This is a genomic window from Paenibacillus sp. J22R56 (assembly GCF_056269375.1).
Genome location: NZ_JBWDNV010000021.1, coordinates 1 through 10,769 on the forward strand (window position 1 = coordinate 1; position 10,769 = coordinate 10,769).

Genomic DNA, 10,769 nt, shown 5'->3' on the forward strand with positions numbered 1-10,769 from the left:
AAACTCTCCATGAAATGGTGTTTGACTTGCTCAAACTTGTTTTTATCGCTTTTTCCGTTATTTCTAACGGGGCAGTTTTGCTCGTTGTTCAGTTTTCAAAGAACAATTTTTTTCTTGCGTTCATCGGCCGTTTTTCTCAGCGGCGACTTTTATAATATATCACAGCTGCCTAGTTGATTGCAAGCACTTTTTTTCGACTTTCGACAATTTTTTCGGTTGTCGTTTTCGACTTAAAACGCCTTGCTTCAAAAGCGGCGAGTACTAATGTACCACAGCGGTAAAAGATAAGTCAACTCTTTCAATCAAAATAAAATACCCGTTAAGAATAACGGGTATTTTACGCACACGTCTACATTAGATTGCCGTCAGCAGATACCTTAATTCCATAATATCAGGGTCCCCGTTATCTGGCATAACAGCTACCTCACGGACGTAAGCACGTTTCACAAGATTCTGTACAACAAGCGACAGATCAATATGAAGCTCGTGAATCGAAGGGTAGTTCTGGAGCTCACATATACTCCACGGCTCCTGCCGGCTGCTGATCGCATCAAACAATAAGGCGCAGCATGCTTTCATTTTGTTCATAACGGTGAACTCACAAGCAAGCATAACCAGACGCACACGTTGTTCCAAGGACTCAGGACTTGCCGTCAATTCCTCGTACAGCTTATATACACCCGGATGAACTCTGCGAATTTGCCGCCACACAGTCAATTCGGGATGATGACCTTCTTCTATTAGGACAATATGAGCCCAATGATGAAGCGCGGCCATGACATTACTGTGTGCATCCAATATGTTGTTATCTTCAATATCCTGCTTTGCTTGTAAGTAAGTACGCAGGAATCCAGAAAACTCAGCGAAACGTTTTTGCTCTCTCATCATATCCGGAAATAACATCAACTGCTCGCGAATGTTCGTTAAATAATTGTCGCGCTCCATTAATATCTCCCCCCGAACCATCCATTGGATAATGCTGCCCTGCCCTCTGTTGGCAATCCATTGTTCCAAACGATCTGTATCAACCGTCCGAATCATGATCCGTTGACCGTTCAAACAAACATGCTCGGTTGATTCACTGCGCACACTTTCTCGAACAACAAAAATTAATACGTCCAATCCCTCAACAAGCGGATTATATGGATACGGATTCTCTATTGCTAACAGTCCAACTAAATCCGGTTGCGAACGATACACTTCGATAAAATACTGTTTCGTACTCACTTGGGCCTCCATATAGCTAATCCAATGGGATTAAGCTATAATAATTATCTGTATAGTATTATCTTTTTCGACAAACTGGGGCGGTTTCCTGCTTCCTTTTTAAGAAAACCGTATTCCTTACATATGTCTGTCGTCACAGAGAGGAATGGAATAGTGAATAAGATTTTTTTCAAATCGGCAAAAATCAATGAATTCCGTTTGTGGGGCCTCGTCTTTACTCTGGTTGGCATGGGTGTCATGATCATTGGAACAGGCGGAATCGTTTGGTGGGGACATGCCGGCAAAATATTTGCCGCTATCTTTATGGTCATCGGAATGATCTCCCTCCTAATCAGCTGCGTTGTGTACTTCTGGGCAGGGATGATGTCCACCAGTGCAACAATGCTGGAATGCCCAGAATGTCACCGACCGACAAAAATGCTTGGCAAAACCGACCGTTGTATGTACTGTAAGACCATACTGACGCTTGATCCCGCTCAGGCGACACATGAACCTTCTGTTTAATAAATCATTAGAACAAAAGAAGCTGCTACATCGGGTACTGAACCCTTTGTAGCAGCTTCTTTTATATATTGCGGATAATAACTATTATGGCCTTTTGTTTATCGCTTCATCTATGACGGGCCAGATCGATGCCGTCTGGAAGGAACGATTCCATGTCGCTACGCCGGCTAAATCAAGATCATGCATCAGCTTAACACGGGATTGTATCGAGGTTGCATCTTCAATCCATATGCGGTTAAGTACGCCATCCTCTTTATATTCCACATAATTCTGACCTGAAGCTTGATCAAACTTAGGTGTTAGTTTCTTGGTTGCAATAATATCTTTTACTTTATCCATACCTACTGCTTTGGACTTTACTTCTCCGTCTTGGCCTGTCCAAATCCGGGTATATAATGGCATGCTCAATATAATCTTATTTGAAGGGACGCCATCCTCTTCGATAATGCGCTTAACAGCATTTTCGGTCCAGCCAAGTGATGCCACCGAACCTGCTTCCGGACTAGTAGCCCAGTGCTCATCATATGCCATCACCATCATATAGTCGACAGTCCGCCCGAGTGCCTCACGATCAAGAAATAATGACCATAGCTCACTGTTAGACTTTGGCGTTACATCTATAGATACAACAAGCCCTTGTTCATGAAGCAGCGGCGTAAGCTCCCTCACAAATTGCACAAGATTAGCTTTGTCCGATGTTCGCACATTCTCGAAATCAATATTAATGCCTTGAAGGTGATACGTTTCGGCAAAGACAAGCAGCTGCTGAATCATCGAGAGCCGCGTATCTGCCTTTGCTAGTGCTGCTGTTGTCTGCTCAGGCTCAAACCCATTACTGAATAGGGCCCAAATTTGCATCCCCTGTTTATGCGTCCAGCGTACATAAGTCGGATCAATTTTACCTTTAATGGTGCCTTTACCATCCTGCAGCTCAAGCCAGGTTGGACTAACGACATTCACACCTTTAAGCGTACCAATAGACGCCGGATCTGGATTTTTCTCATATACCGCTTCCCAGGTGAGATTAATTTTACTGCCGAGCACCTTCCATGGAATAAAAGCATCTTCCTTGTCCGGTTGAGGTACTTTTTCAATACTAGCTAACTGCATACTGCCTTTTTCCATATAACCAAGCTGCCCTTGCGGGCCTTGGACGAACAGCCAGCCTTTGTTCTCTCCCCAAATGCGGATAATTTCACCCTGCGGCACTTTCTCTAGAATCGGGGAATGGATGCTTGTCTTCGTCCTGATCGCACTTCCCTTTGACTTTAGAGCTTTCGCCTGCTGTATAGATTCCCCCGCTTGGAGTAAAATAACGATGCCTGAGTCAGACTTATACTCAACTTTCAGACCATAAAGCTCTTCAAGAGGTGTAATAGGTAAATATACGACGTTATCTTTAGTCTTTGCAGCTATATGAAGCTCATATGGTTTCTGGTTAAGCTGCGCTGTAAGAGCATCTGTCTTTAATCGTAGAACTTTATTAGATGTGGTTAAAATAATAGAACCGGTTTCTGCCTCATAATAAATAGGCTCGTCCGTACCAAGAACCTGCTGTACAGCTGCAATCGGCAGCATCACTTCATCTTTTTCTATTATGGCCCCTTGTTCCATTACTTCGCCCTGGTAGGTAATCGGGTGTTCCATTGTATAATCTGGCGTCGTTAAATGCTGATTCGGTATAAACTTCATATAAATAAACCAAACGGCCATAGCAGCCGCAATGAATAGCAGGAACAGCATCGTATACCATGCTCCTCCGCCCTTGCGACGGCGTGGCGCCCTGGTGTACATCGTCTCCAATTGCTCACTCTCCTTATGATGTAAAAAAGCGTGCAAATCCGCGAATTACCGCATCTATGCACGCCTTTGTTATCAATCAACTATTAACTAGCTTCGTTATGCTCGAACAGCAGCCTCGCAGCAGCTAGAGCAAACTCCGTAAATTTCCATTCGATGCCCTTCAACCGTAAAGCCGGTTTTATGGGAAGCAGCTCGCTCCACTTCCAAAAGCGGCGGGTATTCAAAATCGACAATCTGTCCGCAGCTCTTGCAAATCGCATGGTAATGGTCGGACAAATCCGCATCAAATCTGCTGGAATCGTCACCGTAGGTTAATTCGCGAACCAAACCCGCTTCGACAAATAACCTCAAGTTATTATATATCGTAGCCACGCTCATACTCGGAAAGTTCGGTGACAGTGCCTTATAAATCTCATCGGCTGTCGGATGTGACATAGAACCCATCAAATAACTCAATATGGCGTGACGTTGCGGGGTCATACGGACGCCATTCATCTTCAACTGCTCTATTGCTTCGTTAACGCTGGCTCCCATTCCCCTCACGCCCTTCACTTAGTAGATACAACTATTGTACGTTCATTCAAAATGGTTTGTCAATGAAAGCGCTCATCAATTGCTCTCATTCCACTGTATGTAAATACTGTTAGTTGCATTCACCTGAACACGGTAATTGCCAGAACCAATTGTTCCCCGAACGGTTTTCTTACTTATATTCAGTGGTAAATCCGTTGTAATACTGCCGAAAGTAACGGATCCAAATACCGAGTAATCACCGATATGAGGAACACGCAGCTTGATTTCACCTACTGTGCTGTCAAGATCCCAATCTCCGCCGATCACAGCACTAGCAAGCTCAATATTACCATTAAGAGTGGAAGCTTTTACTTCTCCCGCTGCTTCTTTTATCAAAATCTTACCATTCTTCGTATCTGCTTGAACACTGCCTGAAATTTGGCTTAAGTCCATAGCACCATTCCAAGTCTCCGCAGTAAGATTACCCGTTAAGGAAGCCACGGAAACGGCACCATTCTTTGTAGACAACTCCGCATCACCTGTTGCATTCTGAAGCTTGATCCCGCCATTTAATCCATGAATAGTCAGCGGACCGTTTGTCTGCTGGACTCCAATATCACCATTATCGCTCTTAAGCTGTATACCTCCTGGTGCTGATAAACCGCTGGCAGTTATTGGTCCATTGTTAACATCAACCGTTATTGCCATCTCAGGGACAGGATCTACTTCTGGGGTAGAGGTAAGGGTATCGGTGCCGTCGACAGGCGGCGTTTCGATGCTATCAATAGGCTCCTCAGGAACAATTGCCTCTTGCGGAACCGTAATAACCATATTCATCCGAGGCTTCCGACTTCCATTCGTACCATATGGCTCGCCCTTAGCTGTAATTGTCATTGAATTGGCGTCGGAGACTCTCTCCACAGTAGATTTGGTCGCAATTTGATCTGCTTCTTGTTCATCACTGACATCTACCCAAACTTCCGTATCGATGACAATCTGATTGCTGCCTCCACCGCGAACCGTTACTTTCCCGTTCGGATTAGATATTTTGAGCTTGGATATAGCCGCAGCATCAAAAGGTACGGTATCCGTCTCCTTCACGAATTTAAAGCCCTTCTCTTCACCATAATCTGGAGAGCCATTCAAATCAACGTATTGATCAAGCCATCTAAACGGCAATTCTGCATATTGGGTCACTGTAAAGGCTACAAGGGAAATAACAAGTGCTATGATGACACCTGCAAAGTCAAAACGCAGTTTTTTCGTACCTTTTCGATAAATAATACTGTAAATAATGATCTCGGCACCAAGCAATATAAAAACAGCAGGCCACCATTTCCCGATTAAGGCAACGTCATTCCGCTCCTGTACCTGATCCCACAACAGCAAGCTGCCAATCGTAATAATAAATATTGCGGACGTGAACCGTCCTAATCGAAACATGGACTGAACTCCCTTCACTCGCCAAACCAATAATACGATCGCTAATCCCGCAAGAAATGGGCCAACCGCCAGTTCAGCCAAATCATCCATCCATGGAATGAGGGCCGCAGGAGGATCAATAAGAATAAAGAGCAGCAGGCCAGCAGCCATAATTAGCAGCCCAATCAGAGGAGACAATTGCTTCGTCGTGTCTTCCTCCGTGATGTCCCTCGTCTGAAGAGCATCAAAGACGCTGACAAAGTAATACACCGGCACCGTTATGCCTAGATATACAATAAAAAGCAAATGCCTTGCAGCGTTCGCATCAGCTAGTCGAATAATTGCAGCAAAATCAAGAACTACTCCGGCAATCAGCAGCAGTCCCCTCTGATACCGTCCTGTATATAGATGACCGGCTCCAGGGAGCACAAAAGCGAGTAGCAGTGTAAGAAGCCTGCTCTTTGGCCGATCTAGTCCGAACTCACGCAATGCACGCCCTCCATCTGCTGGATTTGTTCCAATAAAGATAATAAGGATTCATTTTTCGGAAGCTGTACGGTTAAATGAAGCATAAATTGCTGTAATCCATGCTCCCGCTTGCCGCTTTCCTCCAGCATCACCTTACGAATAACAATCTGTTTTTCTGTCAGCAGCGTATTGAGCGTACGAACGATTGTAGACTGCTCATCTGCTTGAACAATTAAATGATGCTCCCGTTTGGTGCTGATATATCTTTTCTCCAGCTTGTTAAATGCCCATAAAATAAGAAGTACCAAAATCGTCGAAACAGCTGCGGCAAAATAAAACCCTGCGCCAACAGCTAAGCCAATCGCCGAGACAACCCATAACGAAGCAGCAGTTGTAAGACCCGTAATTGATTTGCCCGTAAACAAAATCGTCCCCGCTCCCAAAAAGCCAACACCTGTAATAACAGCTGCAGCCAGCCGGGCCGGATCCACTCGCACATTGGGCTCATTTACAAATGATGAAAAACCATATATCGATAAAAGCATCAGCAAACAGGAACCGATACATACCAGCGTGTTCGTACGAAGTCCTGCTGCATGATTGGATTGCTCACGTTCCAGGCCAATCAGCCCGCCAAGCAGCATGGCAAGCAGCAGCCTCAGCCCCAAGTGAAGCTCATTAATATACCAAGGATTTGCAATATCATGACCCAAGTGGCAGCACAACCTTTCATGAACATAATTGTATCATATTAGTATGCTTGTGGACTTGCATTCCATGAAAAGACGCCGCTCATCTCGTAGGATGAGCGGCGTCTGTCTAATGGGCAAATAGGCAATTATGCTTTCAGACGTTCAAGCAGAAGCTTGTTGACAAGCGCTGGATTCGCCTTGCCTTTCGTCTCTTTCATAATTTGGCCGACCAGGAATCCAATCGCTTTATCTTTACCTGCTTTGAAGTCTTCAACAGATTGCGGATTCGCTTGGATAATTTGATCGACAACCGCAACAAGTGCGCCTTCGTCGCTGATCTGAACGAGTCCTTGCTCTTCAACGATTTGCTGCGGCAGTTTGCCGGTTTCCAGCATCGATTTGAAGACGGTCTTGGCGATTTTACTGCTGATCGTACCTTTCTCAAGCAGGCCGATCATTTCCCCGAGCCCTTGTCCGGTAATTTTCACTTCGGAGAGCTCCAGGCTGTTTGCATTCAAATAACCAAGCAGATCACCCATAATCCAGTTGGATACCGCTTTAGCATCCTTCGTATAGCTCAAGCTTTCCTCAAAGAAGTCAGCCAGCTTCTTGGAAGAAGTAATAACTTCCGCATCATAGGACGGCAATCCGAACTCACTTGTGTAACGAGCCTTACGGGCATCCGGCAGTTCAGGAATCGATGCGCGTACACGATCCTTCCATTCTTGGCTGATGTTCAGGCGAACAAGATCCGGATCCGGGAAGTAGCGATAGTCATGCGATTCTTCCTTGCCCCGCATCGAGAAGGTTTTACCTTGCGCATCATCCCAGCGGCGTGTTTCTTGAACAACTACACCACCGTCATTCAAAATTTCTGCTTGACGGATTTGTTCATATTCCAGACCACGTTGAACGCCGCGGAAAGAGTTCATGTTCTTCAGCTCAGCCCGTGTACCAAGCTTCTCTTGTCCATAAGGACGAAGACTGATGTTGGCGTCGCAGCGAAGGCTGCCTTCTTCCATCTTCACATCAGACACATCGCAATAAAGCATGATCGCTTTGAGCTTCTCCAGATAAGCTTTCGCTTCCTCAGGTGTACGGATGTCCGGCTCGGATACAATCTCAACAAGAGGTGTACCAACACGGTTGAAGTCAACGAGTGAAGCAAATCCACCATCAACATGCGTCAATTTGCCCGCATCTTCTTCCAGATGGAGGCGAGTGATACCAATACGCTTGGTCTCGCCGTTCACTTCGATATCGATCCACCCGTTCTCACCAATTGGTTGGTCAAATTGTGAAATTTGATACGCTTTGGGCGAATCCGGATAGAAATAGTTTTTACGGTCGAATTTGCTGATATCTGCAATTTCGCAATTAAGCGCCATTGCTGCTTTCATCGCATATTCAACTGCTTGTTTGTTCAATACCGGCAAAACGCCGGGGTGCCCGAGACATACCGGACATGTATGAGTATTAGCCGGTGCACCAAAGGCTGTAGAGCAGCCACAGAAAATTTTACTGTTCGTATGCAGCTCCACGTGCACTTCCAGACCGACTACTGTTTCGTATTGCGTCGCTTCAGACATCGTTATATCTCCCTTCACCCTAGCTGCGGCCGTAATTTATGGAATTCGTTTTGCTGCTCAAACGCATGAGCTGCACGCAGCACGGTCGATTCATCAAATGCTTTACCGATGATCTGCAGGCCAATCGGCATGCCGTCCGCTGTTCCGCAAGGAACACTGATTGCCGGAATACCAGCAAGGCTTACCGGAATGGTACAAATATCGTTCAGATACATCGTCAGCGGATCTCCAACCTGCTCGCCAATCTTGAAGGCCGTTGTTGGAGCCGTTGGACCGATGATGATATCGTATTGATTGAAGACATTATCGAAGTCCTGCTTAATAAGCGTACGCACCTTCTGTGCTTTCAAATAATACGCATCATAATAACCGGAGCTAAGTGCATACGTACCAAGCATGATACGGCGTTTTACTTCCGGACCAAAGCCTTGGCTCCGCGATTTGCGATACAGATCAATCAGATTATCCGGATTGTCTGCACGAACACCATAACGAACCCCGTCGAAACGGGCCAGGTTAGACGATGCTTCCGAAGAAGCAAGCAGATAGTAAGTCGCAATTGCATATTCCGTATGCGGAAGAGATACTTCCTCCCAAGTCGCTCCCATGCTTTCGAAGGTTTTCAGCGACTGCATGACCGCTTCTTTCACCTTCGGATCGATACCTTCACCCAAATACTCCTTAGGCACACCAATACGGAGGCCTTTCACATCACCTGTCAGAGCACTTGTGTAGTCAGGAATATTCACATTAGCCGATGTCGAATCTTTCTCATCATAGCCGGCAATAGCTTGCAGGACATAAGCGGAATCCTCGACGTTTTTCGTAAGTGGACCAATCTGGTCAAGGGACGATGCGAATGCAACGAGACCAAAACGCGAAACAAGGCCATAAGTTGGTTTCAGACCAACAATACCGCAATAAGCAGCAGGCTGACGGATTGAGCCGCCTGTATCGGAACCTAGGGAGAAGTAGACTTGTCCAGCAGCAACCGAAGCTGCGGAACCGCCGCTCGAACCGCCTGGCACATACTCCGTATTCCATGGGTTACGAGTCGGGTAGTAGCTGGAGTTCTCATTGGAACCACCCATTGCGAATTCGTCCATGTTAAGTTTACCAATTGTAATCGACTGCGCCGATTTCAGCTTGGAAACAGTTGTCGCATCATAGATCGGGTTATAATTACTCAGGAACTGGCTCGCACAAGTAGTGAGCAGCCCTTCCGTTACAATATTATCTTTCACGCCTGCCGGCAGACCAAACAGAAGACCACGTTCGCCGCCCTCTTGAAGCTGCTTGTCCAGGTCATCCGCCTGACGGCGTGCATTCTCTTCATTTAATGTAAGAAACGCTTTTACGGCTTGATCAGTATCGGCAATACGGCGATAAGAAGCATCCACCAAATCCGAAACCGTCAGTTCTTTATTATTCAGCTTGCTATGTACATCCTGTAGGCGTAAATCAAACAGTGCCAACAGCAGTTCCTCCCTTCGAATACCTCAAGTTCTATTCTAATACAGCCGGTACTTTAATTTGACCGTCTTCTTCATCCGGTGCATTAAGCAGCACTTTCTCGATCGGCAGCGACTCACGAGTCACATCTTCCCGCATTACATTCGTAATCGGCAAAACATGACTTGTCGGCTCGACATTGTCCGTGTTCAGACTGTCCAGCTTCTCCGCATATTTCAGGATCGCGTTCAGCTGTCCCGTAAATTGTTCTTTCTCTTCGTTTGTCAGTTCAAGCCGAGCCAAATTGGCAACATGCTCAACGTCTTTTATCGTAATGCTCATGGATGCTTCGTCCTCCCTTGTAAGCCTCGTACTCATTCCTCCTATTATAGCTTAAAATCGTCATTTCACAAAGTGGTACAGCATGCAAAATGAAAACGGAGCCTCTCCCAAGTTAAGGATAAGCTCCGCTCTATGATTGCTGTTATATCCACGCCTTCAGATTAACCTGGCGAATAAAGTCTTCACTCGTTTGGCTTTCGCCGACCGTAGTTTCCAGTTCCTCAGGCTCTTCTTCGCCTTTCATAATCCGCTTAAACAATTCTTCGTTAAAGGTTGCCAGCGCATAATCGATGAGAGCTTCCCGTTCAATTCGGTCAACCTCTTCCTGTATAAGAACCTCCTCCAGCTCAACATCCTCATCTGGAACGAGGAAATTACGATTAGCCGCAGGTACTCTTACCACATAGTCAAACACATTGTCCGCATTACGGTCGTAAGCAATTATATAACCATACTCCCCAACAGGGAGATTTTGTTCGAATTGGTCGGCGATTATAACGACTCTTTCCCCTAATTTCAGCATCGTCTTCACTCCTGTCTATCAGCCGCTGTCTATCACTATTATCCTACTAAAAAATAATAGCGGTGTCCAATCATGGAAGATAGCCACCTTAGCGACTTTCCATAACCTTCTTTATTTAATTATCGGCTCGACCCCTTAAATCCGGAGTATCTCCGACCAAATAACGAATTTACGTAGCCATGCTCATTATTTCAGCAATTTACATGGCTCTATAGAACATACTTCGATCCTCCA

10 protein-coding genes are annotated in these 10,769 nt (G+C 45.7%); 1 reads left to right on the forward strand and 9 read right to left on the reverse strand.

What is annotated here, in order from left to right:
- Positions 1-354: 354 nt before the first annotated feature.
- Positions 355-1,227 carry a nucleotidyltransferase-like protein gene (locus AC0YNT_RS30380; protein ID WP_475807892.1) on the reverse strand — a complete coding sequence of 291 codons (873 nt, stop codon included), beginning with the start codon at positions 1,225-1,227 and terminating at the stop codon, positions 355-357.
- Positions 1,228-1,389: 162 nt separating this feature from the next.
- On the opposite strand from AC0YNT_RS30380, the gene AC0YNT_RS30385 reads away from it, so the two are divergent.
- Entirely contained in the window at positions 1,390-1,731 is a 342-nt protein-coding gene (locus tag AC0YNT_RS30385) for a DUF2614 family zinc ribbon-containing protein (RefSeq protein WP_167282658.1), read from the forward strand.
- Between the two features lie 84 nt (positions 1,732-1,815).
- Here AC0YNT_RS30385 and AC0YNT_RS30390 read toward each other — a convergent pair whose 3' ends face one another.
- From AC0YNT_RS30390 to AC0YNT_RS30425, 8 genes are all read right to left on the reverse strand, one after another.
- Positions 1,816-3,525: a glycosyl hydrolase family 18 protein gene (locus AC0YNT_RS30390; RefSeq protein ID WP_475807895.1), complete on the reverse strand. Its 1,710-nt coding sequence runs from the start codon at positions 3,523-3,525 to the stop codon at positions 1,816-1,818.
- 105 nt (positions 3,526-3,630) lie between these two features.
- Complete coding sequence (gene perR / locus AC0YNT_RS30395; protein WP_167282633.1) at positions 3,631-4,068, reverse strand: peroxide-responsive transcriptional repressor PerR; 438 nt, start codon at positions 4,066-4,068, stop codon at positions 3,631-3,633.
- A gap of 75 nt (positions 4,069-4,143) precedes the next feature.
- Positions 4,144-5,958 (reverse strand): DUF4097 family beta strand repeat-containing protein, encoded by a 1,815-nt coding sequence (locus AC0YNT_RS30400; RefSeq protein ID WP_475807893.1) that lies wholly within the window; start codon positions 5,956-5,958, stop codon positions 4,144-4,146.
- The gene (locus AC0YNT_RS30405; protein WP_475807896.1) at positions 5,940-6,638 is read right to left on the reverse strand and encodes an MgtC/SapB family protein; all 699 of its coding nucleotides are present in this window, start codon (positions 6,636-6,638) and stop codon (positions 5,940-5,942) included. The genes AC0YNT_RS30400 and AC0YNT_RS30405 overlap by 19 nt, the downstream gene beginning before the upstream one ends.
- Positions 6,639-6,775: 137 nt before the next feature.
- Positions 6,776-8,218, reverse strand: coding sequence for an Asp-tRNA(Asn)/Glu-tRNA(Gln) amidotransferase subunit GatB (gene gatB, locus AC0YNT_RS30410; RefSeq protein WP_167282626.1), 1,443 nt, complete (start codon positions 8,216-8,218; stop codon positions 6,776-6,778).
- A 14-nt stretch (positions 8,219-8,232) separates the two neighbouring features.
- Positions 8,233-9,693 carry an Asp-tRNA(Asn)/Glu-tRNA(Gln) amidotransferase subunit GatA gene (gatA, locus tag AC0YNT_RS30415; protein ID WP_475807894.1) on the reverse strand — a complete coding sequence of 487 codons (1,461 nt, stop codon included), beginning with the start codon at positions 9,691-9,693 and terminating at the stop codon, positions 8,233-8,235.
- Positions 9,694-9,724: 31 nt separating this feature from the next.
- Positions 9,725-10,012, reverse strand: coding sequence for an Asp-tRNA(Asn)/Glu-tRNA(Gln) amidotransferase subunit GatC (gene gatC, locus AC0YNT_RS30420; protein WP_167282622.1), 288 nt, complete (start codon positions 10,010-10,012; stop codon positions 9,725-9,727).
- A 142-nt stretch (positions 10,013-10,154) separates the two neighbouring features.
- Positions 10,155-10,535: an ATPase gene (locus tag AC0YNT_RS30425; RefSeq protein ID WP_167282619.1), complete on the reverse strand. Its 381-nt coding sequence runs from the start codon at positions 10,533-10,535 to the stop codon at positions 10,155-10,157.
- Positions 10,536-10,769: the final 234 nt, after the last annotated feature.